General features: G+C 72.1%; 28 protein-coding genes. 5 read left to right on the top strand and 23 right to left on the bottom strand.

Translation table 11 applies throughout. The features are described 5' to 3' along the window. Window positions 1–5 precede the first annotated feature (5 nt). The 3 genes from ABEE00_RS14715 to ABEE00_RS14725 are packed head-to-tail and all read right to left on the bottom strand — an operon-like array spanning window position 6 to window position 2367. Window positions 6–659 carry an amino acid ABC transporter permease gene (locus ABEE00_RS14715; protein ID WP_345745901.1) on the bottom strand — a complete coding sequence of 218 codons (654 nt, stop codon included), beginning with the start codon at window positions 657–659 and terminating at the stop codon, window positions 6–8. 11 nt (window positions 660–670) lie between these two features. Next, window positions 671–1609, bottom strand: a complete 939-nt coding sequence (locus tag ABEE00_RS14720) for a glutamate ABC transporter substrate-binding protein (protein ID WP_451918581.1) — start codon at window positions 1607–1609, stop codon at window positions 671–673. A 14-nt stretch (window positions 1610–1623) separates the two neighbouring features. Continuing rightward, a complete protein-coding gene (locus ABEE00_RS14725; protein WP_345745902.1) occupies window positions 1624–2367 on the bottom strand; it encodes an amino acid ABC transporter ATP-binding protein in 744 nt (247 codons plus the stop codon). Window positions 2368–2701: 334 nt separating this feature from the next. Between ABEE00_RS14725 and ABEE00_RS14730 the strand changes: the two genes are divergently transcribed. Continuing rightward, entirely contained in the window at window positions 2702–3454 is a 753-nt protein-coding gene (locus ABEE00_RS14730; protein ID WP_345745903.1) for a GntR family transcriptional regulator, read from the top strand. 20 nt (window positions 3455–3474) lie between these two features. On the opposite strand, the gene ABEE00_RS14735 is transcribed toward ABEE00_RS14730, so the two are convergent. The 11 genes from ABEE00_RS14735 to ABEE00_RS14785 all read right to left on the bottom strand — a co-directional run bounded on the left by ABEE00_RS14735 (window position 3475) and on the right by ABEE00_RS14785 (window position 13953). After that, window positions 3475–3924 (bottom strand): DUF6278 family protein, encoded by a 450-nt coding sequence (locus ABEE00_RS14735; RefSeq protein ID WP_345745904.1) that lies wholly within the window; start codon window positions 3922–3924, stop codon window positions 3475–3477. Between the two features lie 124 nt (window positions 3925–4048). After that, window positions 4049–4828 carry an exodeoxyribonuclease III gene (locus ABEE00_RS14740; RefSeq protein ID WP_345745905.1) on the bottom strand — a complete coding sequence of 260 codons (780 nt, stop codon included), beginning with the start codon at window positions 4826–4828 and terminating at the stop codon, window positions 4049–4051. 9 nt (window positions 4829–4837) lie between these two features. After that, a complete protein-coding gene (locus tag ABEE00_RS14745; RefSeq protein WP_345745906.1) occupies window positions 4838–5476 on the bottom strand; it encodes an MBL fold metallo-hydrolase in 639 nt (212 codons plus the stop codon). Between the two features lie 128 nt (window positions 5477–5604). After that, window positions 5605–6882 (bottom strand): bifunctional 3-oxoadipate enol-lactonase/4-carboxymuconolactone decarboxylase PcaDC, encoded by a 1278-nt coding sequence (gene pcaDC / locus ABEE00_RS14750; protein ID WP_345745907.1) that lies wholly within the window; start codon window positions 6880–6882, stop codon window positions 5605–5607. 63 nt (window positions 6883–6945) lie between these two features. Next, window positions 6946–7539: a hypothetical protein gene (locus ABEE00_RS14755; protein ID WP_345745908.1), complete on the bottom strand. Its 594-nt coding sequence runs from the start codon at window positions 7537–7539 to the stop codon at window positions 6946–6948. Then, window positions 7536–8696, bottom strand: a complete 1161-nt coding sequence (locus ABEE00_RS14760; RefSeq protein ID WP_345745909.1) for an ROK family glucokinase — start codon at window positions 8694–8696, stop codon at window positions 7536–7538. The genes ABEE00_RS14755 and ABEE00_RS14760 overlap by 4 nt, the downstream gene beginning before the upstream one ends. 268 nt (window positions 8697–8964) lie before the next feature. Continuing rightward, a complete protein-coding gene (locus ABEE00_RS14765) occupies window positions 8965–9822 on the bottom strand; it encodes an ATP-binding cassette domain-containing protein (protein WP_345745910.1) in 858 nt (285 codons plus the stop codon). After that, entirely contained in the window at window positions 9819–10901 is a 1083-nt protein-coding gene (locus tag ABEE00_RS14770; protein ID WP_345745911.1) for an ABC transporter permease, read from the bottom strand. The genes ABEE00_RS14765 and ABEE00_RS14770 overlap by 4 nt, the downstream gene beginning before the upstream one ends. Beyond that, window positions 10898–11872, bottom strand: a complete 975-nt coding sequence (locus tag ABEE00_RS14775; protein ID WP_345746187.1) for a sugar ABC transporter substrate-binding protein — start codon at window positions 11870–11872, stop codon at window positions 10898–10900. The genes ABEE00_RS14770 and ABEE00_RS14775 overlap by 4 nt, the downstream gene beginning before the upstream one ends. A 253-nt stretch (window positions 11873–12125) precedes the next feature. Next, complete coding sequence (locus ABEE00_RS14780) at window positions 12126–13085, bottom strand: sugar ABC transporter substrate-binding protein (protein ID WP_345745912.1); 960 nt, start codon at window positions 13083–13085, stop codon at window positions 12126–12128. A 103-nt stretch (window positions 13086–13188) separates the two neighbouring features. Beyond that, on the bottom strand, window positions 13189–13953 hold the full coding sequence (locus ABEE00_RS14785) for a GntR family transcriptional regulator (protein WP_345745913.1): 765 nt from the start codon (window positions 13951–13953) through the stop codon (window positions 13189–13191). Window positions 13954–14053: 100 nt separating this feature from the next. Here ABEE00_RS14785 and ABEE00_RS14790 point away from each other — a divergent pair, with 100 nt between their 5' ends. After that, complete coding sequence (locus tag ABEE00_RS14790) at window positions 14054–15064, top strand: Gfo/Idh/MocA family protein (RefSeq protein ID WP_451918582.1); 1011 nt, start codon at window positions 14054–14056, stop codon at window positions 15062–15064. A 115-nt stretch (window positions 15065–15179) separates the two neighbouring features. On the opposite strand, the gene ABEE00_RS14795 is transcribed toward ABEE00_RS14790, so the two are convergent. From ABEE00_RS14795 to ABEE00_RS14810, 4 genes are all read right to left on the bottom strand, one after another. After that, the gene (locus ABEE00_RS14795; protein WP_345745915.1) at window positions 15180–15689 is read right to left on the bottom strand and encodes a GNAT family N-acetyltransferase; all 510 of its coding nucleotides are present in this window, start codon (window positions 15687–15689) and stop codon (window positions 15180–15182) included. A 71-nt stretch (window positions 15690–15760) separates the two neighbouring features. Next, on the bottom strand, window positions 15761–16423 hold the full coding sequence (locus ABEE00_RS14800) for a bifunctional 4-hydroxy-2-oxoglutarate aldolase/2-dehydro-3-deoxy-phosphogluconate aldolase (protein ID WP_345745916.1): 663 nt from the start codon (window positions 16421–16423) through the stop codon (window positions 15761–15763). A gap of 170 nt (window positions 16424–16593) precedes the next feature. Continuing rightward, entirely contained in the window at window positions 16594–17523 is a 930-nt protein-coding gene (locus tag ABEE00_RS14805) for a sugar kinase (protein ID WP_345745917.1), read from the bottom strand. Window positions 17524–17880: 357 nt separating this feature from the next. Continuing rightward, window positions 17881–18324 (bottom strand): guanyl-specific ribonuclease, encoded by a 444-nt coding sequence (locus ABEE00_RS14810; RefSeq protein WP_345745918.1) that lies wholly within the window; start codon window positions 18322–18324, stop codon window positions 17881–17883. A 176-nt stretch (window positions 18325–18500) separates the two neighbouring features. Here ABEE00_RS14810 and ABEE00_RS14815 point away from each other — a divergent pair, with 176 nt between their 5' ends. Next, entirely contained in the window at window positions 18501–19199 is a 699-nt protein-coding gene (locus ABEE00_RS14815) for a hypothetical protein (protein WP_345745919.1), read from the top strand. 132 nt (window positions 19200–19331) lie between these two features. On the opposite strand, the gene ABEE00_RS14820 is transcribed toward ABEE00_RS14815, so the two are convergent. The 3 genes from ABEE00_RS14820 to allB form a co-directional block, all read right to left on the bottom strand. Beyond that, window positions 19332–20099: a bestrophin-like domain gene (locus ABEE00_RS14820; protein WP_345745920.1), complete on the bottom strand. Its 768-nt coding sequence runs from the start codon at window positions 20097–20099 to the stop codon at window positions 19332–19334. 234 nt (window positions 20100–20333) lie between these two features. Continuing rightward, window positions 20334–21461 carry an allantoicase gene (alc, locus tag ABEE00_RS14825; RefSeq protein ID WP_345745921.1) on the bottom strand — a complete coding sequence of 376 codons (1128 nt, stop codon included), beginning with the start codon at window positions 21459–21461 and terminating at the stop codon, window positions 20334–20336. Further along, window positions 21458–22828 carry an allantoinase AllB gene (gene allB, locus ABEE00_RS14830; protein ID WP_345745922.1) on the bottom strand — a complete coding sequence of 457 codons (1371 nt, stop codon included), beginning with the start codon at window positions 22826–22828 and terminating at the stop codon, window positions 21458–21460. The genes alc and allB overlap by 4 nt, the downstream gene beginning before the upstream one ends. Before the next feature lie 329 nt (window positions 22829–23157). Here allB and ABEE00_RS14835 point away from each other — a divergent pair, with 329 nt between their 5' ends. Further along, on the top strand, window positions 23158–23943 hold the full coding sequence (locus ABEE00_RS14835; protein WP_345745923.1) for an IclR family transcriptional regulator: 786 nt from the start codon (window positions 23158–23160) through the stop codon (window positions 23941–23943). 183 nt (window positions 23944–24126) lie between these two features. Here the strand turns inward: ABEE00_RS14835 and ABEE00_RS14840 are convergent, their stop codons facing one another. Beyond that, window positions 24127–24408, bottom strand: coding sequence for a DUF5955 family protein (locus ABEE00_RS14840; protein ID WP_345746188.1), 282 nt, complete (start codon window positions 24406–24408; stop codon window positions 24127–24129). 281 nt (window positions 24409–24689) lie between these two features. Between ABEE00_RS14840 and ABEE00_RS14845 the strand changes: the two genes are divergently transcribed. After that, complete coding sequence (locus ABEE00_RS14845) at window positions 24690–25319, top strand: nucleotidyltransferase family protein (protein WP_345745924.1); 630 nt, start codon at window positions 24690–24692, stop codon at window positions 25317–25319. A gap of 48 nt (window positions 25320–25367) precedes the next feature. On the opposite strand, the gene ABEE00_RS14850 is transcribed toward ABEE00_RS14845, so the two are convergent. Beyond that, the gene (locus tag ABEE00_RS14850) at window positions 25368–26057 is read right to left on the bottom strand and encodes a DedA family protein (RefSeq protein ID WP_345745925.1); all 690 of its coding nucleotides are present in this window, start codon (window positions 26055–26057) and stop codon (window positions 25368–25370) included. Window positions 26058–26145: the final 88 nt, after the last annotated feature.

Here is a 26145-nt window from a genome sequence, read left to right on the forward strand (position 1 = left end):
GGGGCTCACCTCGGGACTCCCCAGCGGCGCTCCATCGCGTGGAAGAGCGCGCTGATGGTCAGGGTCAGGATCAGATAGCCGAGCGCGATCCACACGAACGCCCAGACCACGCTGTAGCCGTTCTCGTTCAGCGTCTTGTACGTGCTCAGCAGCTCGACCACGCTGAAGGAACCGGCGATGGCGGAGTTCTTGGCGAGCGCGATCAGGGTCGAGCCCACCGGCGGGATCACCGTGCGGAACGCCTGCGGCAGCACGATCCCTGTGAGCGTCTGGCCGAAGGACAGCCCAAGGCTGCGGGCCGCCTCGCCCTGCCCGAGCGGCACGGTGTTGATGCCGGAGCGCACCGCCTCGCAGATGAACGCCGAGGTGTAGCAGCCCAGCGCCAGCACAGCGAACACCTCGAAGGGCAGCGCCACGCCGAACCGCGGCAGCCCCAGGAGCAGCGCGAAGAACAGCAGGGTCAGCGGGGTGTTGCGCAGCACCGTGACCCAGGCCGTGCCGAGTGCGCGCAGTGCCCGCACGGGCGCCACCCGGAAGCCGGCCACGATCACGCCGAGCACGAGGGCCATCACCGAGGAGTAGACGGTGAGTTCGATGGTGCCGAGGAAGCCCTCGCCGTAGAGCGCGTAGTTGTCGGTGAGGACGTCGAGTCCGTTCATCGGCGTGCCCTTCAGCTCGTCAGCGAGCGGTCGACGGCGGGCGGGCGGGGCGCGGGCACGCCGGACAGCGCGAGCGTCGCGTCGTAGGCGCGCTTCCAGTCGCCGTTCTTCTCCCGCGCGGTGAGCGCGGCGTTCATGGCGCGGCCGAGCGCCTTGTCGCCCTTGGGCAGGCCGATGCCGTAGGGCTCCTTGGAGAACTGGGGCCCCACGACCCGCATGTCGCGCGGCTTCTTGGCCGCGTAGCCGAGCAGGATCGTGTCGTCCGTGGTGACCGCGTCGACCTGCTTGTTGAGCAGGTTGTCGACGCAGATCGCGTACGAGTCGTAGGCGACGGCGACGGCCTTCGGGTAGTCCTCGGTGATCCGCTGGTACGGGGTCGAGCCGACGGCGGAGCAGATCTTCCGCCCGCTCATGGTGTCCGGGCCCGTGATGTCCTTCTCGTCGCGGCGCACCAGCAGCCGCTGCCCCGCGATGGAGTACGGGCCCGCGAAGCCGACCAGCTTCTTGCGCCCGTCGTTGATCGTGTAGGTGCCGACGTAGTAGTCGATCTGCCCGTTCTGCAGGGCCGTCTCGCGGTTGGCCGAGGCGATGGCCTTGAAGGTGACCTGGGTGCGCGGGTCGAAGCCGAGCGAGGCCGCGATCATCTTGGCGATCTCCACGTCGAAACCGGAGTACCTGCCCGTCGCCGGGTTCATCTCGCCCATCCCCGGCTGGTCCTCCTTGGAGCCGACGACGAGGTGGCCGCGCGCCTTGGCCCGCTTCCAGGTGGCCGAGTCCGGCAGCCGGAAGCCCTGGTCGACGGCGTACCGCGGCAGCTTCCCCGGCTGCGGCCCGACGGCCGGCGGACTGCCCGCACGGCCGCATCCGGCGGCGAGCAGCGCGAGCGCGCACAGGGCGACGGCGGCGCGTGCGGCGGGCTTGTTGCGCAGGCGGTTGCGCTTCGACGGCACGGTCCCGTCCCCTCTCAGTGCTTCAGGATCTTGGACAGGAAGTCCTTGGCGCGGTCGCTGCGCGGCGCGGTGAAGAACTCCTCGGGGGACCGGTCCTCGACGATCTGGCCGTCGGCCATGAACACCACACGGTTCGCGGCCGAGCGCGCGAAGCCCATCTCGTGGGTGACGACGACCATGGTCATGCCCTCCCGCGCGAGCTGCTGCATGACCTCCAGCACCTCGCTGATCATCTCCGGGTCGAGCGCCGAGGTGGGCTCGTCGAAGAGCAGCGCCTGGGGATCCATGGCCAGCGCGCGGGCGATGGCCACGCGCTGCTGCTGTCCGCCGGAGAGCTGCGCCGGGTACTTGTCGGCGTGCGCCGCGAGCCCGACCCGGTCCAGGAGCTGCCGCGCGCTCTGCTCGGCCTCGGCCTTGGGGCGCTTGCGCACCTTGACGGGGGCCAGCATCACGTTGGCCAGCGCGGTCTTGTGCGCGAAGAGGTTGAAGGACTGGAACACCATGCCGACCTCGGTGCGCAGCCGCGCCAGCTCCTTCCCTTCCTCCGGGAGGGGCTGCCCCGCGATGCGCACGGTGCCGGACTCCACGGTCTCCAGGCGGTTGATGGTCCGGCACAGCGTGGACTTGCCGGAGCCGGACGGGCCGATGACCACGACGACTTCCCCGCGGCCCACGGTCAGTTCGATCTCCTGCAGGACATGGAGACTTCCGTAGTGCTTGTTGACGCCGCGCAGCTCGATCAGCGGTTCCGGTTCCATAGAAACCGGAAACTATCCCGACGTTTCGGACTCATCGGGCAGGACACGCCCGCGCCCGGAGCCCGGCGCGGGCGGCCCCCAACTCCCGTGCGCCCACCGCCCCACGCCCCGCGCCCGTCCCCCGTACCGGCGAACTCCGTACCGCGCCGCATCCGCCCCGCCATACTCGGAACCTCGCAACGCCCTTGCGCGGCACGGCCGGTGATCCTCTTCCCCGCTCCCCCGCCTAGGTACGGAGGGCACTCCTGCGTACCTAGCCTCGCCGGACAGCCGCCCGGCCGACGGTGTGCCCAGGCGGCTGCCGGCGGGTGAGGTGAGGCGAAGGGAGCCGAAGATGACGAGGCCGGTGTACCAGCGGATCGCCGACGATCTGCGCCGCCAGATCGACGACGGCAGCCTCCGGGTCGGCTCCCGCATCCCCTCGCGCTCCGAGCTCAAGCGCGCGTACGAGGCCAGCGACCAGACCGTGGACCGCGCGGTGCGGGTGCTCAAGGCCGCGGGGTACGCGGAGGGGCAGTTCGGCCGCGGCGTGTTCGTCTCCGACCGCGCGCCGGCCGGCACCCTGCTGCGCTCCACCGGCGCGGTGGACTCGCCCTTCGCCGCGCACATCGCGGCGGCCGGCGAGGAGCCGGTGGCCGCGCTCGTGTGGGAGGCCACCTCGGCGCCGGCGACGGCCACGGCGCGGGTGGCCGAGCGGCTGCGCATCGCGCAGGGCGACCGCGTGATGCGCACCCAGTACGAGTACCTGGCGGACCGCCGCCCGGTCCAACTCGCCACGAGCTGGGAGCCGTTGGCCCTCACCGAGGGCACCGACGTGGTGCACCCCGAGCTCGGTCCGTACGCGCGGCGCGGCGTGCGCGGCCGCTTCGCCGCCATCGGCATCCGCATCGTGCGCGCCGCGGAGCTGGTCACCGCCCGCCCCGCCACGAGCCCCGAGGCGGAGAGCCTGGGCTGCTCCCCCGGCCAGTGCGTGACGGCGGTGGAACGCACCCACTACGACGAGAACGACCACCCCGTGGAGACGTCCGACCTGGTGGTACGCGCGGACCGCTGGCGCTTGGAGTACGCGATCCCGTTCACGGGGTGAGCGGCACTGTGCTCGGGGCGCTAGCCCTCCGACGCCTCCCCGTACACCTGCGACAGCTCCGGCGTGCCCGTCTCCGCCCAGGACGTGCCCTCGGCGAGTACGTCGATCTCGCGCTCGGAGGGCAGGCGCACCACGGGCTCTCCGTCGGGGCGCAGCCGCCAGTAGGCGCCGGGGACGGTGCGGACGATCACCGTGCCCAGATACAGCCCCGCGTCGCTGCCCAGCCACGGCGTGACCTCGGGGTCGTCGCGCCAGCGCGGCAGGAGCTGGTCCAGCGCGCTCAGCGAATCGGCGGTGTCGTCGAGCCGCACACCGGCGCCGCCCGCGTGATAGCGCAGCAGCTCGCACTCCGAGAGCAGCTCGGCAGCGCGCTCGGGGTCCTCGGCGAGGGGGTCGGTGGCCACGCCCGTGCCGCCGGCCGCGCCGCTCGTGTGCCGTCTCCGCCAGTGGTCGAGAAAGGGGATGTTCACCGCATGTCACCTCGCGAAGGCAGCCCGAACTGCCAGCGTGGCATCCCGCACGCCCTCAGCACCACAGGGCGCGCGGCAGCGCCCCGCACGCCCTCACCGGGCGCCGCGCCCCCTCACGGCCGGCTCACAGCTCCAGGTCGACCACCACGGGCGCGTGGTCGGAGGCGCCCTTGCCCTTGCGCTCCTCCCGGTCCACATAGGCGTCCTTGACCGCCGAGGCGAAGGGCGCGTTGCCGTAGACCAGGTCGATGCGCATGCCCTTGTTCTTGGGGAAGCCCAGCTCGCGGTAGTCCCAGTACGTGAAGGGCTGGTCGTACTTCAGGGGGCGCGGCACCACGTCGGACAGGCCCGCCTCGCGCAGCGCCGAGAGCGCGGCACGCTCCGCCTCCGTGACATGGGTGGCGCCGTCGAAGCGGGAGATGTCCCACACGTCGTCGTCGGTGGGCGCGATGTTGTAGTCGCCGAGGATGGCGAAGGGCTGCTCGCCGGGCGCGCCCTTCTCCGCCGTGCGGCGCAGGGCGTCCAGCCACTCCAGCTTGTACGCGTAGTGCGGGTGGTCCACCTCGCGGCCGTTGGGCACATACACCGACCAGACGCGGACGCCGCCGCAGGTGGCCGCGGCGGCGCGGGGCTCCTCCGCGCCGTCGTAGGCCGGTCCCTCGGGGAGGCCCACGACCGGGTCCTCGATGCCGACGCGGGAGAGCACCGCGACGCCGTTCCACCGTCCGTCGCCGTTGACCACCGCCTCGTACCCCGCCTCGCGGAGCTGCTCGGCGGGGAACGCCTCGGCGGAGCACTTCAGCTCCTGGAGGCAGACCACATCGGTCTCGGAGCTCTCCAGCCAGGCGAGCAGCCGCGGCAGCCGGGCGGTGACGGAGTTGACGTTCCAGGTCGCGATACGCATACCCGGAATCTACCGCGCGAGACCGACAGTCTCCCCGGGGGCCAGCCTGCTGTGCGGGGCGCCGCCCAGATTCTCGATCATGCCGTCGTACACCGGCCTGGCCAGGTCGGTGAGGAGCGCGTCGTGCACGTCGATGGCCTGCTGCGGGGCCACCTCCCGCACGTAGTCGATCACTTCGGAGACCTTGCTCCACGGCGCGTGCACCGGCAGCAGAAGGGTCTCGATCTCCCGGTCCGGCACGGTGAGCGCGTCGCCGGGGTGGAACACCTTGCCGCCGACGACATAGCCCACGTTGGCGATGCGCGGGATGTCCGGGTGGATCACCGCGTGGAGCTGCCCGTGCACCTCCACCTCGAAGCCCGCCGCCTCGAAGGCGTCGCCCTCGCCGACGGTGTGCACCCGCCCCGGGAAGGCGGTCTCGATCTGCTCGGCCACGCTGCGCAGGGTCCAGATCTGCGCGGCCGGATTGTCCTCCAGCGCCGCGCGCAGCCTGCCCTCGTCGAAGTGGTCGGGGTGCTCGTGGGTGACGAGCACCGCGTCGGCGCCGACCGCGGCGTCCGGCTCACTGAACCCGCCCGGGTCGATGACGAGGGTGCGCCCCTCCTCCTCGATCCGTACGCAGGAGTGCCCCTTCTTGATCAAGTCCATGGGACCCATTGTGCCTCCGGGGGCAGGACCCGGGCGCGCTCGGCCCACTCGGCCCCGCCCGGCCCCGTTCAGCCCCGTTCGGTCCTGCTCAGCCCCGTACGGTCCCGCTCAACCCCGTACAGCCCCGCTCAGTCCTCGGTGGACTCCGGGGAGGTGTCCTCCTGGATGATCTTCTGGGCCACCGCGAAGGCGGAGTTCGCCGCGGGCAGGCCCACGTACAGCGAGGCGTGCAGCAGGACTTCCTTGATCTCGTCCGGGGTGAGGCCGTTGCGCAGCGCGGCGCGGGTGTGGAAGGCCAGCTCCCCGGTGTGCCCGCCGGCGGCGAGCGCGGTCAGCGTGACCACCGAGCGCATCCGGCGGTCGATGCCGGTCCTGGTCCACACCTCGCCCCAGGCGTAGCGGGTGATGAAGTCCTGGAAGTCCTGGGTGAAGTCGTCGGCCTTCTCGGCCGCCCGGTCCACGTGCGCGTCGCCCAGCACCTCGCGGCGCACCTTCATGCCGCCCTCGTACGGGTCGGTGCGGATCGCCGCGGCCTCCGCGGTCTCCAGCTCGGCGACGGCGCTGGCCTGCTGCGGCTGCGGGGTGATCACCGGCGCGGGGGCCGGCGGCCCTGCCGGGGACTCCTGCCAGGTGGTGGTGAAGTGCTTGATCAGCAGCTCGGTGACGGCGCCGGGCTGTTCCACCGGCGTCAGGTGCGAGGCGCCGGGCACGATGGCGAGCCGCGCGTCCGGTATCCCGGCGACCAGGGCGCGCGCGTCGGCGGGCGGCGTGGTCTCGTCCTCGGCGCCGGACACCACGAGGGTGGGGACGCCGATCCGATCCAGGTCGGTCTTGGCGTCGTAGGAGGCCAGGGCCTCGCAGGAGGCGATGTAGCAGCCGGGGTCCGTGGTGCGGACCATCTGCACGGCCCACTCCACTATGGCGGGCTGGGCACCGGCGAAGCCGGCGGTGAACCAGCGCTCGGGCGTGGAGCGCGCGATCGGGTCCAGGCCGTTGGTGCGCACCACGACGCCGCGCTGCCGCCAGGCGTCGGGGGTGCCGAACCGGGGCGCGCAGGAGACCAGCGCGAGCGAGGACACCCGCTGCGGAGCGGTGAGCGCGAGCTGCACGCCGACGGCGCCGCCCAGCGAGCAGCCCGCGTAGCCGAACCTGTCGACGCCCAGCGCGTCCAGCGTGGCCAGCAGCCGGTCCGCGAGCTCGGAGGCGGATTTCGCGCCGTAGGCCGGCGCGCCGCCGTGGCCCGGCAGGTCGAAGCGCAGCACCCGCCAGTTCCTGGTGAGTTCCGGGATCTGCCGGTCCCACATGTGCCAGGTGGTGCCGAGCGCGGGTCCCAGGACGAGCACGGGGGCACCGTCGGGACCGTCTACACGGTGTTGCAGTGTCTGGGCTGTCTTGGTCTCGCTCACGCGTTCACGCTACCGACTGACATGTACGGGCCTGCGTCCGGGTCTGTTGAGAAGGGAACAACCTCACGGGTGGGCCGTGGAGACCACGTACACCCGCGGCTGTCCCTTGTACGACGTGTCGACGGTGATGTCCAGGTCGGGCTGGCGTCCTGCCTGGTCATGGTGGGTGCCCCAGTAGGAGTGGCCGCTCTGGTGCAGATTCCAGCCGACCATGTCGGCGTGCTCGCGGCTGATGGTCACCTTGCCGTCCTGGAGCGCGGAGCGGTCGGTGCCGATCGTGCCCAGGAACTCGTCGAGGTGCTTCTCGGTCGTGCGGAACTGCACATACAGCCTGCTGGTCTTCCACGAGTTGGTCTCGTAGTAGGCGATCCGCTTGCCGTCGGCCGGCACCGGTACGTCGTAGATGCTCTGCTGCACCTTGCTCGGCTGGCTGTAGGTCAGCCCGGAGGCGGCGGCGATGCGCTGCTTGTCCTCGCCGCTGTCCCGGCTCTGGTAGGCGGAGAGCACCACGTACCCCGCCGGGATCGCGATGAGCAGCACCACGATGAGCAGGGTCAGCACCCGGTGCCTGGGCCGGTGCGGCGGGCCCTGCTGGGGCAGCACCGGCTCGTGGTGCGCGTCGTCGGAGTGCGGCTGCACGGTCTGCTGCGCGGTCACTGGCCCACCGCCTTGCGGAGCTGGTCGGCGGCGCGTTCGTAGCGCTCGTACCGCTCCAGGCGGCGCCGGTTGGCGCGGCGGAAGCGGCGCGCGACGAGACGGGAGAGGTCGGCGGCGCCGACGAGGCCCGCCTCGGGGCCGAGCTGTGCCTTCACGATGCGTGCCTCCGGTCGGTATCCGCGGCCGGTGAGCTGACGCCTGAAGGCGTCCCGGGCGGGGTCGATGAGCAGTTCGTCGGCGGCGCTGACGCCGCCGCCGATGACGAAGCAGGACGGGTCGAGGGCCGCGGCGAGGTTGGCGATGCCGACGCCCAGCCAGGCGCCGATCTCCTGGAAGAGCTCGGTGCACATGGCGTCGCCCTCGCGCGCCAGTTCGGTGATGAGGGGCCCGGAGATCTCCGGGATGTGGCCGGCGACCCGCTCGATGATCCCGTACGCGACGGGGGACTCGGCGGCCGCCAGCTCGCGGGCCTCGCGGACCAGCGCGTTGCCCGAGCTGTACTGCTCCCAGCAGCCGCGGTTGCCGCACGGGCAGCGGTGCCCGCCGGGCACCACCTGCATGTGGCCGAACTCGCCGGCCACCCCGTACTTGCCGCGCTTGACCCGGCCGTCCTCCAGGATCGCCCCGCCGATACCCGTACCGAGGGTGATCATGACGAGGTGGTCCTCGCCGCGTCCCGCGCCGAACCGCCACTCGCCCCAGGCCGCGGTGTTGGCGTCGTTGTCGACCATCACCGGCACCGCGAGGCGCGAGGTGAGGGCGTCCTTGAGCGGCTCGTCCCGCCACGCGAGGTGCGGCGCGAAGAGTACCCGGGAGCGGTCGGCGTCCACCCAGCCGGCCGCGCCGATGCCCACGGCGTGCACGTCGTGCCGGTCGGAGAGGTCGAGCACCAGCTCGGCGATGGTGTCCTCGACGACCTTGGGGCTCTTGGACTTGTCCGGGGTCTCGGTGCGGACCTTCTCCAGGATGTTGCCGTCCGCGTCGACCACGCCGGCCATCACCTTGGTGCCGCCGATGTCGATGCCGACGGTGGGCACCCGCGGCGCCGAGTCGGGCGAGCGCCGCTCCCGGGTGCTGACCGTGCGCAGGACGCTGTGGCTGGGTGCGCTGGTGCGGCGGCGGTGGATCCGCTCCGCGCGCTCTCGGTACGTGGTCATGCCCGCTCCGCCCCCGACTTCCCCGTACGGCGTGAGGGCTCGGGGCGGCGGCTGCCTGATGCTGCTGCGCGCAACGGTCCTCTCGTCTCTGCGTGACGGCGTGGTGTGCCGGTGTGCTGGTCGGTACCGGTCTGCTGGTCTGTGGTCGCGGCCGTACGGAGCGGACCCCTGGTCCGTCCCGCCCGGGCCGTGCGGGTCCGGTAGGTGCCCGCTCGCCGATTGTGCCTCACCGGCGTGCGGGCGCACCGGTACCCGGGGCCGTGCGTGATCACTCCGCGCGGCCGCCGCCGAGGTGCGGCGCGGGGGCACGCTCCAGCTCGTGGCTGAGCTGGTCGAGCTCGCTGCCGCCCGCCATCTGCCTGGTCAGCTCGTCGAGCTCCAGGTCCGCCTTCTCGTGGCTGCCGGCCATCGCACCGCGCTTGAGCAGCACGAACCGGTCGCCGACCAGGTACGCGTGGTGCGGGTTGTGCGTGATGAGAACCACGCCGAGCCCGGCGTCCCGCGCGGCGGCCACGTACTTGAGCACGACGCCTGACTGCTTCACGCCGAGCGCGGCGGTCGGCTCGTCCAGGACCAGCACCTTCGCGCCGAAGTAGACGGCGCGGGCGATGGCCACGCACTGCCGCTCGCCGCCGGACAGCGTCCCGATGGGCTGGTCCACGTCGCGCAGGTCGATGCCCATGCGCGCCAGCTCCTCGTGGGTGGTGCGGCGCATGGCGTCCACGTCGAGGCGCTTGAACGGGCCGCGCCCGACGGTCGGTTCCGAGCCCAGGAAGAAGTTCCGCCAGACCGGCATGAGCGGTACGACGGCCAGGTCCTGGTAGACGGTGGCGATGCCGTGGTCCAGGGACTCGCGCGGCGAGGAGAGCCGGGTCTCCTCGCCCTCGATGCGGAAGCCGCCCGCGTCGTGCCGGTGCAGCCCCGCGATGATCTTGATCAGCGTGGACTTGCCCGCGCCGTTGTCGCCGAGCACGCAGGTGATCTCACCCGCGTGCACCTCCAGCGAGACGTCCTCCAGCGCGCGGATGTTGCCGTAGAACTTGCTGACGCCGTCCAGCTCGACGAGCGGGCGCGGCGCGTCGCCGCGCGCCTCCGGCGCCTTGTCCTGCGAGGTCGAGGGGGTCATCGGCTCGCCTCCGCCCGCTTGCGGATCCATGCGTTGAGCAGGGTGGCGAGCAGCAGCATCGCCCCCAGGAAGAACTTGAACCAGTCCGGGTTCCACTGCGCGTACACGATGCCCTTGTTGGTCATGCCGAAGATGAACGCGCCGACGGCCGCGCCCACCGCCGAGCCGTAGCCGCCGGTGAGCAGGCAGCCGCCGATGACGGCAGCGGCGATGTAGATCAGCTCGTTGCCGACGCCCTCGCCCGACTGCACCACGTCGTAGTTGAACAGCAGGTGCTGCCCGGAGATCCACGCCCCGAGCGCCACCCCGAGGTAGAGCCCGATCTTGGTGCGGGCCACCGGGACGCCCACCGCGCGGGCCGTGTGCTCGCCGCCGCCCACCGCGAAGATCCAGTTCCCGGCCTTCGTACGGAGCAGGATCCAGGTGGCGAGGACGATCAGCGCGAGCCACCAGACCACCGTGATCTGGAGGTTCACCGGGCCGAGCGTGAGCTGCGAGGCGAACAGCGCGTGCGCCGAGGAGAAGCCGTCCATGTCGCCGATGCCCTTGGTGGACACGGTGCCGCTGATCAGCTTGGTGAGGCCCAGGTTGAGCCCGGTCAGCATCAGGAAGGTGCCCAGCGTGATGATGAAGCTCGGCAGCTTCGTGCGGACCAGCATGTAGCCGTTGAAGAAGCCGATGGCGAGGGTCACCACCAGCGAGACCAGCACGCCCACCCACACGTTGGCGGTCATCTGGTAGCTGGCCATCGAGGAGACCAGCGCGGAGGAGGTCACCATCACGCCGGTGGACAGGTCGAACTCGCCGCCGATCATCAGCAGCGCCACCGGCACCGCCATGATCCCGATCGTGGACGACGCGTACAGCACCGTGGAGAGGCTGGACGCGCGCAGGAAGCTGTCCGCGGCGAACGAGAAGAACAGGAACACCGCGACCGCGCCCACCACGGCGCCCAGCTCGGGCCGCGACAGCAGCCGCCGCAGCAGCGAACGGTGCAGGAGTCTCTCGTCGGAGCCGCCGCCCCCGCCCTCGGGAGCGGGCGCGGAGGCGGGGGTCGGTGCCGGGGTGCCGGCCGTCATCGGGTCCCTCGCTTCGTGTACTGGGACAGGGTGTCGGCGTCCTTCTTCGTGAGGATCTGCGGGCCCGTCAGCACGGGCTTGCCGCCGCCGAGCATGTCGGCGTTGTAGCGGTGCAGCCACATCAGGTCCACGGCCTCGTAGCCCTGGAGATAGGGCTGCTGGTCCACGGCGAAGCCGATCGAGCCGTCCTTGAGACCCGCCGCCACCTGGTCGTTGAGGTCGAAGGTGTCGACCTCGGCGTCGCTGTTGGCGTCCTGCGCGGCCTTCGCCGCGGTGGGCGCGAAGGGCGCGCCGAGCGTCAGCACCGCGTCCACCTTCGTGTCGGACTGGAGCTTGGCCTCCACGGAAGACTGCACGCCGGGCATGTTGGTGCCGTCCACATACAGGTCCTCGACCTTGCCGTCGAAGGTCTTCTTCACACCGCGGCAGCGCTCCTCGTGCCCGACGTTGCCCTGCTCGTGGAGCATGCAGACGGCCTTCTTCCTGTGCCGCTTGTTGAGCTCGCGGCCCACGGCCTCGCCCGCCATCACCTCGTCCTGGCCGATGTGCGTGAGCGCGCCGAACTTCTTCGACTCGTCCTGGCCCGAGTTGATGGTGATCACCGGGATGCCGGCCTTCACCGCACGCTGGACCACGCCCTTCATGGCGCTGGGCTTGGCGAGGCTGACGATCAGGCCGTCCACCTTCTTGTCGATGGCGGCCTGCACGAGCTGCGCCTGGCGCCCGGCCTCCTTGTCGTGCGAGTACAGGAACTCGACGTTGTCCTTGGCCGCGGCCTCCTCGGCGCCCTTCTGCACGATGTCCCAGTACGTGTCGCCCTCGCCGGAGTGCGACACCATGGCCACCTTCCAGCGCGGCGTGCCGACCTTGCCGCCCGCGCCGACGCCCGCGTGCGCGTTCGCCTTGTCCTCGGCGCGTTTGCCGCCCGTGCTGCTGCACCCCGCGAGGGCCGCCGCGATCACCGTCGCCATCAGCGCCCCCAGGACCCGTACGGCGGTCCGGCCCCGTACGGCGGTACGCGTACGGGCGCGGCGCCGTGCCGTGCCGGATCTGCCGTCGGCCTGCTGCCCGTCGGCCTGCTGCGTGGACACGCGGTTCTGCCCTCTCGGTGCGGATGCTGCTGCTCCCCGCGGCGGCCGCCGGGGCGCCCCGTGCCGGTGCGTTTGCTCCGGTTATCACCGCGGATCTCCGCACAAGTATCCGTCACCGTGATCGGCCCGGCGGTCACCGGGTCCCGCGCTCCGTGTACTTCTCCAGCCGTGGTACGTCGTCGCGGGTGAGGATCTGCGGGCCGGTGAGCACGGGTTTCCCGCCGCCGAGCACGTTGGCGTTGTAGGCGTGCAGCCACAGCTCGTCCACGGCCTCGTAGCCCTGGAGGTAGGGCTGCTGGTCCACGGCGAAGCCGATCCGCTTCGCCTTCATGTCCTTCACTACCTGCGCGTTCAGGTCGAAGGTGTCGACCTCGGCCGGGCTGCCCGCACGTTCCTTCGCCTTTCCGGCCGCGGCGGTGAACGGGGCGCCCAGCGTCAGCACCGCGTCCAGCCCCTTGTCCGCCTGGAGCTTCGCCTCCAGCGAGGACTGCACGCCGGGCATGTCGGTGCCGTCGACGTTCAGCGTGGTGAGGCTGCCCCTGAAGGTCTTCTTCGCACCCGCGCAGCGTTCCTCCAGCGAGACGTTGCCCTGCTCGTGGATGACGCAGAGCGCCTTCTTCTTGCCGCGCGCCGTGAGTTCCCTGCCCACGGCCTCGCCGGCCACCCGCTCGTCCTGGCCGATGTGCGTGAGGGCGCCGAAGCGGGCGCTGTACTCCGCGCCGGAGTTGATGGTGACCACCGGGATGCCGGCCCGCACCGCCTTCTTCACCACGGCGCGCAGCGCGTCCGGCTTGGCGAGGGTGACGATCAGGCCGTCCACCTTCTTGTCGATCGCGGCCTGCACGAGCTGCGCCTGCTGGCCGCCGTCCTTGTTGTTGGAGTAGTCGAACCTGACGTTGTCCTTGCGCGCCGCGTCCTTGGCGCCGCTCTGCACGATGTCCCAGAAGGTGTCGCCCTCACCGGAGTGGGAGACCATGGCGACGGTGATGCGGGGCGTCTTCACGCCTTCGCCGTCGCCGTCCTCGGACTCCTTGCCACCGGAACCGCTGCATCCGGCCGTTGCCGCGAGTGCCGCCACCGCGGCCAGGGCCATCGCCGTACGTCTAGCTCTGCGCGCTGAACGCCGAAGCACCATGGCGGAGTTGTAGCGGGGCGCTGAGAGAGCGTCAATGAATCCGCACGAAGTGCAGGGAACGCTACGGCCGCACCAGGAGCTGGAACTCGAAGGCGTAGCGGGTCGCCCGGTAGAGGTGCGAGGCGTATTCCACGGGCCGGCCCGTGTCGTCGTAGGTCGTGCGCTCCATCGTGAGGAGCGGGGCACCCTCCGGCTCGCCCAGCAGCTCGGCCTCCTCCGGCGTGGCCGAGCGCGCGCCGACCGCCTGGCGCGCGCTGTGCAGCGTGACGCCCCCGCTGCGCAGCAGCCGGTACAGCCCGGTGGACTCCAGCTCCGCGCCGTCCTCGCCGAGGAGTCCGGCCGGCAGGTGGTTCGTCATGTACGCCATCGGCTCGCCGTGCGTCAGCCGCAGCCGCTCCACCCTCCGTACGTCGCTGCCCTCGGCGATGCCCAGCGCGGCCCCGACCTGCGCGCTCGCCTCCACGGTCGCGTACGAGAGCACCCGGGTGGCCGGCTTCTGGCCCGCCGCCTCCAAGTCGTCGTACAGGCTGCTGAGTTCGAGCGGGCGCTTGACCTGGCTGTGCACCACCTGGGTGCCGATGCCGCGGCGGCGGACCAGCAGGCCCTTGTCCACGAGCGCCTGGATCGCCTGCCGCACGGTGGGCCGGGAGAGGCCGAGCCGCCCCGCGAGCTCGATCTCGTTGCCGAGCAGACTGCCCGGCGCGAGCCTCCCGTGCTCGATGGCGGACTCGAGCTGCTGGGAAAGCTGGAAGTAGAGCGGAACCGGACTCGTGCGGTCCACGCTGAACTTGAGATCGGCCGGATCGACGGGGGCTTTCTTGGTCACGTGGGGAGCGTAGTCCTCTCCCCCACTCCGTGGGAACGTCAGGTTCGATTGTCCGGACATTCCATTGACAGCCCGGACCGCCCCGGGCAGCGTGTCCGCCATGCGCATCGGACTCATCGGCACCGGCCGGATCGGCGCCTTCCACGCCCGTACCCTCATCGCGAACCCGGAGGTCACCCACCTCACGGTCGCCGACCAGGACGCCGAAAGGGCCGCCGCGACGGCCGAGTCGCTCGGCGGGAACGTCACCGCCGCCGACGCCCCCGCCGGGCTGCTCGCGCAGGACCTGGACGCGGTCGTGATCGCCTCCGCCACCGCCTCGCACGCGGCGCTGATCCGCGCGGCGGCGGAGCGCGGGCTGCCCGCCTTCTGCGAGAAGCCGGTCGCCCTCGACATGCCCGGCACGCTGGACGCGCTGCGCGCGGTGGACGCGGCGGGAACGCTGCTCCAGATCGGCTTCATGCGCCGCTTCGACCCCGGGTACGAGGCGGCCCGCGAGGCCCTGCGCGCGGGCCGGCTCGGGCGGCTGCACACGGTGCGCGCGATCACCTCGGACGCGGCGCCGCCGCCCGCGGAATTCCTCCCGCACTCCGGAGGGCTCTACCGCGACTGCCTGGTGCACGACTTCGACGTGCTGCGCTGGGTCACGGGGCGCGAGGTGGAGACCGTGTACGCGGTGGGCTCGGACGCGGGTCCGCCGATGTTCCACGAGGCCGGCGACGTGGGCACGGCCGCGGTGCTGCTGACGCTGGACGACGGGACGCTGTGCACGGCGACGGCGACGCGGATGAACGGGGCCGGGTACGACGTGCGGATGGAACTCGCGGGCGAGAAGGACCAGTTGGCGGTGGGCCTGGACGCCCGCACGCCGCTCACGTCGACGGAGCCCTCTGCTTCCGCGGCTGCTCCGGCCCCGCACGAGTCCTTCATGTCCCGCTTCGAGGCGGCGTACGAGGCGGAGTTGGCCGCGTTCCTGCGCGCGGCCCGCGGCGAGACGCCGAACCCGTGCGACGGCTGGGAGGCCCTGACGGCCCTCCGCGTGGCCGAGGCCTGCGAACTCTCGCGCCGCGAGGGACGGTCGGTACGGATGCCGGAGATCCCCGCGGGGTGACCCCGTTGCGTACGGGGCTGGGCGGGTGCAGGGGGCGCAAGTCCGCTGTGCCCACCCGTTCCGCCCCTGCGGAACGACTGCCCACAGCTCGTACGGGGGGGGGCGCTGCGCGCACTCACCCCACGACGTCAGGCAGCGCCTTCACCATGAACACGCACGCGTCCGCCACCCGATGCCCGACCCCCTCGCCGTCCTCGTACGACCAGCAGTCGAGGTACGGGACGGACGGCAGGTATCCGAGGCTCTTGTAAAGCGCCTCGGCCCGGGGGTTGTTCTTCTCGACGCCCAACCCCAGGTGCGCGCTGCCCCGCGCAGCGGCCCGCTCCTCGGCCGCGCCCAGCAGCGCGCTGCTCACCTCCTGGCTGCGCAGCGCCTCGGGCCACAGGCTGAGCCCGTTCACCTCGGGGCAGCCGGGGTGCGCGGCCCGCACCTCGGGCGCCTCGCACCCGTCCCAGCGGACCTCGCAGCTCCCGACGGGACCGCCGTCCCGCCAGGCGACCAGCAGCGTCGCCGTACCCTCGCGCTGCCTGGCGAATCTGCCGGCGTGCCGCGCCCCCGCGCTCAGAAACGGCATGTGCTGATCGAGGACGGCGACGTCTTCTTCCCGGCACTCGCTGATCCGCATCCGCTCACCCTAATCGGCGACCCCGGGGACGCACCCCGGTCCCGCGCCCCGCCCCGAAGCCCGCTCCGTACTCAGCGCCGGGCCCGGCGCGATCCGCGCGGTCCGGCCGCCGGGACCGCGTCCTCCAGCCGCTGGAGGAGCTCGGTGACCCGCTTGGTGACGGTCTCCCTGTCCCCCTCGGCGAGCGCGGAGCCCATGCCGCAGGCGACGGCCCCGGCGGCGATCCAGTCGGGGGCGTTCTCCAGCGTGACCCCGCCGGTGGGCAGCAGCGGCGCCTGCGGCAGCGCCGCGCGCACGTCCTTCAGCCAGCGGGGACTGTGCCCCGAGGCGGGGAACAGCTTGAGCGCGTCCGCGCCGGCCTCCAGCGCGGAGATCATCTCGGTGGGGGTGGCGACACCGGGGAAGACCGGCACGCCGTAACGGTGTCCGGTGCGTATGACCTCCGTGTCCAGCGCGGGCGAGACCAGGAAGCGGGCGCCCGCGTCCACCGCCATCCGCGCGCTGGGCGCGTCCAGCACGGTGCCCGCGCCGATCACGCAGTCGTCACCGGTCTCCCGGCGCAGCGTGGCGATGGCCTCCAGCGCGTACGGAGTGGTCAGCGAGATCTCCAGGCTGGTGATCCCCGCGCCGAGAAGGGTGTCGGCCGCCGCCGTCGCGCGCTCGTAGCTGTCGCTGCGGACGATGGCGAAGACGCGCTGTTCCAGCGCGGCGCGGGTGATCTCCCAGCGGTACACGGCAGTTCGCCGCCTCTCTTGTCCTCTGAACGCGTTCCGGTCGGTGGTGCGTGGTGCTTCCTGCTGTGCGGTACGTGCGGGCCGTGCGGTACGTACGAGCTGCGCGGGAGGTGTCCCATGCGCGGTGCGCTGCGCGCTTGTTCGCTTCTGCCGTACGTTTCCGGTTGTGCCTAGCGGTGTACGGTATCGCTCCCCTCGGCGAAACCCCGCAGGGCCCTGTCCCGGCCCGCCGCCGTGGGCAGCCCGTCGGTGTCGGTGGGCGACTGCACCACCAGCGCGGCCACCGCGGCCCCCTCGGCGAGCGCCCGCTGCGGACCGAGCCCGCGCAGCCAGGCCGACAGCCACCCCGCGGCGAAGGCGTCGCCCGCGCCCACAGGATCGACCGCCGGCACCTCGAAGTGCGGCTGCTCCCAGCGCCCTTCGGGGCTCAGCGCCACCGCCGTACGGTCGCCGCGCTTGACCACCACGGTGTGCGCGCGGCCCAGCTCCAGCAGCGCCTTGGCGCCTTCCTCCGCGCCGCCGCCCAGGAGCAGTTCGAGCTCGTCCTCCCCCGCGAGCACGAGGTCGGCCTCCCGCAGCAGCGGGCCCACCGTCCTGATCCAGGCGTGGTCGCTCCCGAGCTTGCGCCGCACGTTGGGGTCGAGGCACACCGCGGCGCCCGCCGCACGCGCGCGCTCGATCAGTGCCCATGTGGCCTGCGCGGCGGAGGCGGAGAGCATCGGCGTGATGCCGGAGACGTGCACGACGCGCACGCCCTCCAGCGCCTCGGGCCTGATGTGCTGCGGGCCGAGCAGCGAGGCGGCGGAGCCCCCTCGGTAGTACTGCACGTCGATGGCGCGCCGCGGATGACTGTCGCGCAGCAGCATGCCGGTGGGGGCGTCCGGGTCCATCTCGGCGCAGGAGACGTCCACTCCGTCGGCGCGCAGCTCGCGCAGCACCGCCTCGCCCGCCGGATCGTCGCCGACCCGGCCGATCCAGCGCGCCCAGTGGCCGAGCCGGGCCAGGCCCTGCGCGACATTGGACTCGGCTCCCGCAACGGAACGGCGGAAGGACACCGCGCGGTCGAGCGGGATGCCGGGCTCGGCCAGCATCAGCAGCATTGCCTCACCGCACGTGACCGCTTCCGGTCCGTTTGTCACCCGTATCTCCCCACAAGTGGCATGCCAGCATCACTCTCTGTGGGGAACGTTACCCGCTCACGCCGTCAAAGCCACCCCCAGGGCGGCCCCTCTCGCACTCCCGCCCGACGCCCCGCGGCACGGCACCGCACACGAGCGTACGCCGTGCCCACCGGTACGCCCGGGCCCCAACTGCCGCCCCCGGAACGGCGGTCCCGCCAGAGGTGTGCGCCTGTGCAGGCGCGTGCACGCGCCTCCCGGAGCCGGGCATGCGAGGGCGCCCGGCACGGGTGGCCGGGCGCCCTGGTACGGGATTGCGCGAGCGGTCGTGGGGGACCGTCAGCAGCCGTAGTCCACCGCGTCGAAGGACTTGTAGTGGTCGGCCGTGTAGTAGTCCTCCTTCTTCTCCTTGTCACCGGTCACGATGCGGCGGGCGCCGCGGTCCTCGGAGCCCGGGGTCTTCACCGTGAACTCGTGGTAATAGCCCTTGTCCTGGTCCGGGAGGATGCCCTCGCGGTTGTCGAAGACGGTGCCGTCCTGCGGATACGGGTAGGGCCCGCCCTTCTCGATGAGCTTGAGGGTGTCGTGGGCCTCGGACGGCAGCTTCTTGTAGCAGATCTTGCCGATGTCGGCCTGCGCCGCCGCGGTCCGTACGGAGGCGCTGTGGGCCGGTGCGGCGTGGTCGGAGACCGCCGCGCCGGCGAGGGCGGGACCGCCCGCGAGGAGACCGCCCGCGAGGGCCGTGACGGCTGCGATGCGCGTGATACGTGGGGGGAATCTCATGCCTCATATGGTGACGCGCGTAGAGCCGGTGTCAACGCCAAGTCCCTTGATTTTTCCCATCGTTCACGCGAAGTCCGGCCCGTTACGGAGATCACCGAGACCCCCCTTGTCCCCCGGAAGGCGGAATCACCTGGGCTTCCGGTTGGCGCGTGCGGCTCGGCGAGCACGATGCGGGCATGAACCACCTCGCGCGAGGCGCGGCTTCGGCCGCGCCGGTTCTGCTGTGTGCGGCCCTGCTCTGCGGCTCCGCGCCTCCCGACGACGACGGCCACCTGGACGTACCGAGACCCGATTCCCGTATCGGCGGCCTGGATTCGCTGCCCAGATCCTCACTGCCCCACCCCTCGCAGCCGCGTCCCGGCGCCTCCGTCTCCGCGGGTACGCACACGCGGGTCGACGTGCGCGGGCGCGGGCCCGGCGGGCTGCCCTCGCTGTGCCTGGAGGGCCGCACCTCGGCGCGGGTCGACCCGCCGGGAACGGGTCGATCGGCGCACGGGCGCGTCGAGTTCAACCACGGGTGCGGTGCGGCGAAGCCGCCGCCGGAGCCCGCGCCGAAGCCACCGCCGCCCCCACCGCCCAAGCCGACGCCGACACCGACGCCCGCACCCCCGTCGCCGAAAACGCCGTCGCCGAAACCGCCGCCGCCGTCCCCCACTCCGCCGCCCGAGCCGGCCCGCAAGCCCGCTCCCCCGCCCTCGAAGCCTCCGGAGCGCCGCACCCCGCAGCCCGTGGCGAAGGTCCCGGATGTGCCGCCGGTCCCCGAGGACCGCAAACCGCAGGCGGACGACACGCAGATGTCCTCCACCATCCTGGTGGTCATGGTGCCCGCCGTACTGGCGGCGGTGTTCGCCGGCGGCCGGAGGGGCCGCAGGTGACGGCCTCGTAAGCGAGGCGGATGCCGCACAGAGAAGGGAGGCACGGGAGCGGCCGCGGGAACGCGGGCTCACGTGCCTCCCGGAAGAGGCCGCGAAGGGGGCGCGGAGGGTCGTGAAGGGGTCGCTGCGAGGTCAGTCGCCGGTGGCGAGGAGCTGCTGCAGCTGGTCGGGCTCGACCGGCATCGAGCCGCCGAAGGGCGGGTTGATCGTCCAGATAACGAAGAGCGTGTAGGCGATCATCGCGGCCATGGTGGTGACCACGGCGAGCTGCGGCCAGCCGCGGGTGATCGGGTACGCGAAGGCGAAGGCGATCGTGATGACCGCGCCGATCACCACGCCGAACCACAGGATCGGCGACATCTCCCCGCCCTGGCTCGCGTCGTCGCCCCGCACCGCGCGGGCGGCCGTCGCGTCGGCGAGCTGCTTGGCCTGGGTGTTGTAGACGGTGATCTGCTGGGCCGTCTTGGGCTGGAAGTCCGAGACCGCGTCCCGCAGATGCTGGAAGCGGCGCTCGCTCTGCGGGTCCATGCGCTCGTGGTCGCGCATCTGCGTCCACTCGTCGTCGACGACGCCGCGTACGTAGTCGTGCAGCACCCGGTCGATGCGTTCGTGCTGCGCCGCGGGCAGCACCTCGGCCGAGTCCTGGATCTCGCGCAGGGCCACGGCCTCGTCGCGGGCGTTGTCCGAGGCGCCGTTGCGGGCGTCCCAGACCGCGACCACCGCGAGCCCGAGCATGATCGCGTACAGCACGCCGACCCACATCGTCGCGTAGTCCACGATGCCGACGTCGGCGTCGTCGTCGCGCGGTCTGTCGCCGCGCACCTGACGCCAGCGGTAGAGACCGGCCACCGCGCCGGAGAGCAGGAGCACGAAGACGAGCGCCGTGAGGGTGTCGCGCACGAGGGGCCTTTCCGCCGTGTGGGGCACGCTTGCGCGTGAACTCTCCCCTATGTGGCGGTAGTTGCATTCGCCCGTCACTCGTATGAGGTCGCGCCGGACCCCGTACGAGCGCGGACACGCCACCGGCGGCCGGGGAGCGCCGTCACTCCCCGGCCGCCGGGCGCACCGGCCCCGCCGAGCGGGCGGGACCGGGCGATGCGAAGGGCCCTCAGGTCGGCCCGGCCGCCCCGTGGGTCAGCCGCCGAGCTCCTGGTGGCGCGCCGCCAGGCGCCGCGCGCCCTCCTCGGTCAGCGAACCGTGCAGCCGCAGCCGCGCGATCCCGCCGTCCGGGTAGATGTCGATCCGTACGTGGGTGACGGCCGGGGCGTCCTCCAGCAGGAAGCGGTGGACGGTGTCGGGCTGCATGCGGGTACGGGGCAGCAGCTCGACCCACTCGCCGTTCTCGCCGTCCTTGCCGGAAAGGGAGGCCCAGCCGGCCGAGTTGCCCTTGAGGTAGCCGGTGTCGATCTCCACGGCGCGGATCCGCGCCTGGCCAGCGAGGGCGTAACGGATCCAGTCGTTGCCCTTGTCGCGGCGGCGGCGGGTCTCCCAGCCGTCGTCCATCTTCCGCGAACGGCCGGGCTGGATGGTGTTGGTGGCCGGCGAGTAGAAGCGGTCGGAGGCGTCCTCCAGCGCGCCGCCGTTCTCCAGCGCGACGAGGTCGAAGGTGCCGAGCGCGCCCAGCCACGCCGGGTCCGGGGCGACCTCGCCGTACACGCGCAGCCGGGCGATGCCGCCGTCGGGGTGCTGCTTCACGCGCAGGTGCGTGAAGCGCTGCTCGGCGTCGACGGCGAAGCCGTTCGCGGCGTGGCCGCCGATGTCGGTGCGCGGGACGATCGTCGTCCACTTCACGTCGTCGGCGAGCAGCTCCTCGGGGGAGGCCGCACCGTCGACCGAAGTGGCCTCGATGGAGACGGCCTTGGGGTAGTTGCCGCGGAAGTGCGCGGTGTCCACGACCACGCCGCGGATGACGCCGGGGGCGCCGAGGCGTACGAGGGCCCAGTCGTGGTCCTCGTCGGTCGGGTGCGGGACCTCGGCCGAGACGCCGCGGCGGCGGCGGGTCTCCCAGCCGTCCATGATCTTGCCCTTGTGGCCGAAGTGCTCGGGGTCGAACTCGGCGCGCTCGGGCTTGAGCAGGTTCTCGCGCTCGGCGAAGAACTCGTCGTTGGCCGCGATGACTCCGGCCCCCAGGCGGCGGTCCGCCAGGTCGGCGAGCTGAGCGAACGGGAAGTCGGCCGTGCGGTAGTCGGCGTACGGGTCACCGCCGCCGTACGGGCTCGCGTCGCCGGTGAAGCTGGGTATCCCGGGGTTCGCCGCGGTCATGCCGTGGGCCTCTCAATCAGTCGTCCGGTCTTCTGTGTCGGCTCACCGCGGTCGGCGATGCGCTCGCCGCGCAGCCAGGTCGAGTGCACGACGCCGTGCAGGGTGAGCCCGGCGTAGGCGGTGACCTGGTTGCGGTGGTGGAGCCCGGCCGGGTCCACGGTGAAGGTCTCTTCGGGGGCGAGGACCGCGAAGTCGGCGTCCAGGCCCGGCGCGATGGCGCCCTTGCGGCCCTGGAGCCCGACCTGCCTCGCGGGCTCGGCCGACATCCAGCGCACGACGTCCTCGAGGCTGTGGCCGCGCTCGCGCGCCGCGGTCCAGATCGCGGGGAGGCCGAGCTGGAGCGAGGAGATGCCGCCCCAGGCGGTGCCGAAGTCGCCGGTCTTGAGGTCGGCGGTGCAGGGCGAGTGGTCCGAGACGATGCAGTCGATCACGCCGTCCGCGAGGCCCTGCCACAGCAGGTCCTGGTTCTCCTTCTCGCGGATGGGCGGGCAGCACTTGAACTCGGTCGCGCCGTCCGGCACGTCCTCCGCCGTGAGCGTGAGGAAGTGCGGGCAGGTCTCCACGGTGATCCGCACGCCCTCGCCGCGCGCCTTCGCGATCATCGGCAGCGCGTCGCTGGAGGACAGGTGCAGCACGTGCACGCGGGTGCCGTGCTTCTTGGCCAGCTCGATGAGCAGCGCGATCGCGTCGTTCTCGGCCTCGCGGGGACGGGAGGCGAGGAAGCTGCCGTACGTGCCGCCGCTGGCGGGCGGTGCGCTCTCCAGGTGGTGCGGGTCCTCGGCGTGCACGATCAGCAGCCCGTCGAAGGCGGCGATCTCGGCCATCGCCGTCTCCAGCTCCTCGCGCGGCAGCTCGGGGAACTCATCCACACCCGAGGGCGAGAGGAAGCACTTGAAGCCGAACACCCCGGCCTCGTGCAGCGGGCGCAGCTCCTTGGAGTTGCCGGGGATGGCACCGCCCCAGAAGCCGACGTCGATGTGCGCCTTGTCGCGGGCGACCTCCTGCTTCGTACGGAGGTTGTCGACGGTGGTCGTGGGCGGCAGGGAGTTGAGCGGCATGTCCACGAGGGTGGTGATGCCGCCGGCGGCCGCCGCGCGGGTGGCCGTCCAGAAGCCCTCCCAGGACGTGCGGCCCGGGTCGTTGACGTGCACGTGGGTGTCGATGAGGCCGGGCAGCACCACGTGGTCGCCGACGTCTTCCAGGCGCGCGCCGGGCGGCAGTTGGGCGTCGTGCGGGAGCACCTCCGCGATGCGGCCGCCGGCGACGGCCACGGACGCCGCGCGCGTACCCTCGGGAGTGAGGACGCGTGTCGAGCGCAGCAGCAGCTCTACCTCGTGCCCGCCGGGGGCCTCGGGGACGTCGGTCAAGGCTGCCCTCCTGTTCTTCTGTTGCCGTGCGGTGCCGAACCCCTCGCGGGGCTTCCCGCGAAAGTGTTCAACGTTCTGTTGAAGTCTTCACTCGCGCACACGGCCAGTCAAGACCCTTCCCTCTTGGCGAATTCCACAAATTGAAAGTACGCTTTCGGGATACAGAATGTCTCTCCTGACGATCGACGGCGTCAAGAGCGGAGGGGAGATGCGGACAAACCCGCACTGACCGGCCAGTACGCCGGGCCGCGAGCCATGTGGGGAGCCGGGCCTGCCGGTAGCATGCGGCCCAGCCCGCAGGCAGCGCCGCCCAGAGAAAGGAATGCGACGTGCCGCCGTCCGCCGACCGGAAGACCCCTGCCCCCGCCACCGGCGGAGTGCAGTCACTTGAGCGTGCCTTCGACCTGCTGGAGCGGATGGCCGACGCGGGAGGCGAGGTCGGGCTCAGCGAGCTCTCCAGCAGCAGCGGCCTCCCCCTGCCCACCATCCACCGCCTGATGCGGACCCTGGTGGCCTGCGGTTATGTGCGCCAGCAGCCGAACCGCCGCTATTCGCTGGGCCCGCGCCTGATCCGCCTCGGCGAGAGCGCGTCCCGCCTGCTGGGCACCTGGGCGCGGCCGTACCTGGCGCGGCTGGTCGAGGAGACCGGCGAGACCGCCAACATGGCACTCCTCGACGGCGACGAGGTGGTGTACGTGGCGCAGGTGCCCTCGCGGCACTCGATGCGGATGTTCACCGAGGTCGGCCGCCGGGTGCTGCCGCACTCCACGGGCGTCGGCAAGGTGCTGCTCGCGCACACCCCCGCCGAGGAGGTACGGGCGCTGCTGGGCCGCACCGGCATGCCGGCGGCCACGGAGAAGACGATCACCACGGCCGACGGCTTCCTGCAGGCACTGGAGCAGGTGCGGGATGCGGGGTACGCGGTCGACGACAACGAGCAGGAGATCGGGGTGCGGTGCATCGCGGTCGCGGTGCCGGACTCGCCGACCCCGGCCGCGGTCTCCATCTCGGGCCCCGCGGGCCGCGTGACGGACGCGGCGACGGACAAGTTCGTCCCGCTGCTGCACGAGGTGGCGGAGGACCTGAGCGCGACCCTGGCGAACACGACGGCATGAGGCTCGGCCCGGACAGGGCGTAAAACCCCTGTCCGCCGCAGCGGCACGCAACCACTGCGGGAGCCGTCGGCGGTCCATGGCCAACGGCCCGCAGGAACACGCGAGTTCAGTCCGGACAGCAGCGGCACGCGGCGGAAGCGACCCGGAGCTCAGCACCACGAGGGTGCACCCTCGCGTGAGAGGTCAGCTTCTCGGCGGGTCCCCGAAAAGCTCGACCGCCTTCCGTACGTCCGCCAGCGCGGCGGCGAGTGCGCTCACCGAGCCCACCGCCGAGGCCACCAGCAGCAGCGCGTGCCGGAGCTCCGGAACCTCGGGGCCGCCGCGCGCCATCTCCTCCAGCGCGGCGAGCTGCTCCTCCGCCGTGCAGCGGTCCCGCAAGTCGGCGGGATACGCGTCCAGTTCGCCTCGCAGGCGGGTCACCGCGCGCCGCAGAGCGGCCACACGCGGGTCCTCACCGTCCGGCACGACGGCCGCTCGCGTCGCGGCCGCCTCCGCATCGCCTCGTACCACTGATCTCCCCCACACCGAGAATGCCTGCGCCTCCGCACGGTGGTCAGCCTCGGGAGGGCCCCGACATTAAACGACACGCTCCGCGCACCGCGCCACACGGAGTGCGATATTCAGGGCGGGAATTCTGCCTTCCGGAAGGGCCGTTGGCAATCGGTTTCGCCACACTGCGCCACCCCTGAACCACCCTCCGCGCTTCCCCCGCCACCTGCGTCACAGCGAGGGTGTAGAGAAGGGTCATGGCATCTGTTCCACAGGAGGCGGCCCCGCGGGTCGCCGGTGTCCTGCTCGCGGCGGGTGGCGGCCGCAGGCTGGGCGGACGCCCCAAGGCCCTGCTCCCCCACCATGGTCGCCCCCTGGTCGAACATGCTGTCAGAGCGCTCGCTGAGGGCGGGTGCTCCCCCCTGTACGTAGTGCTGGGTGCGGCACCGGCGCGCGAGGTGGCGGCGCGCGCCGACCTGGCGGGCTGCGTCCTGCTCGACAACCCCGACTGGGCCGAGGGCATGGGCACTTCGCTGCGCCTGGCACTGGACGCGCTCGGCTCGTCGCGTACGGAGGACGGCGTGGACGCGGCGCTGTTCTCCCTCGTGGACCAGCCCGGGATCGGGGCCGACGCCGTGGCCAGAGTGCGGGGCGCGTGCGATACGGCCGACACACTGGCCGCCGCCTGCTACGGGGGACGGCGCGGGCATCCCGTACTGGCCGGTGCGCGGCACTGGGCGGGCATCGCGGAGGGTGCGCGGGGCGACCAGGGCGCGCGGTCCTATCTGCGCGCGCACGCGGGCGAGTTGGCGCTCGTGGAGTGCGGGGACATCGCCTCGCCCGAGGACATCGACACCCCGGAGGACCTCAAGCGGCTGGAGGCGTGAGAAGGCTCACCGGCTGAGGGGGGGGGCAGGGCAGGGCGGCAACAGGGCTCATCCTCCGACGCGTTCCCTCTCCTCCGGGGTCCCGCCTGGTGTCTCGCCCGGTGGCCCGTCCCGCTCTCCCGGGGCGCGGCGCCGCCTGCCGCTGCCGGCGCGGAACACGCGGCGCAGCAGGAAGGCGGCCACGGCCAGCACCGCCGCCGCCAGCACGACCTTGGAGTACACGCCGACGTACTCGGTGATCAGGTGCCACTGGCTGCCGAGGGCGTAACCGGCGAGGATGAAAAGGGAGTTCCAGATCAGGCTGCCGAGTCCTGTCAGCACCAGGAAGATCCCGAGCGGCATCCGCTCCACCCCGGCGGGCACCGAGATGAGGCTGCGGAAGATCGGGATCATCCGGCCGAAGAACACCGCCTTGGTGCCGTGCCTCCGGAACCACGCCTCGGTCTTCTCGATGTCCGCGACCTTGAGCAGCGGCAGCCGCGCCGCGAGCGCGACCGTGCGGTCGCGGCCCAGGAGTCTCCCGATCCAGTAGAGCGCGAGGGCGCCGGCCAGCGAGCCGGCGGTGGTCCACACGATGGCGGCCACCAGGCTCATCCGGCCCTGCTGTGCCGTGAACCCGGCCAGCGGAAGGATCACTTCTGAGGGGAGCGGCGGGAAGAGGTTCTCCAGCGCGATGGCGATGCCCGCGCCGACCGCTCCCAGAGAGCTCATCAGCCCCGTGGCCCATTCCTGGATCATACCGAGAGCTTAAGGAGAGAGTCTGTGAATCACCAAAGAGAAGTAAAGGAATCCGCTGTGCGCGCGGCACCGATTCCGTGACGGGGCC

It is taken from the genome of Streptomyces odontomachicola (assembly GCF_039605595.1).
In the GTDB taxonomy this organism is placed as follows: Bacteria; Actinomycetota; Actinomycetes; order Streptomycetales; family Streptomycetaceae; genus Streptomyces.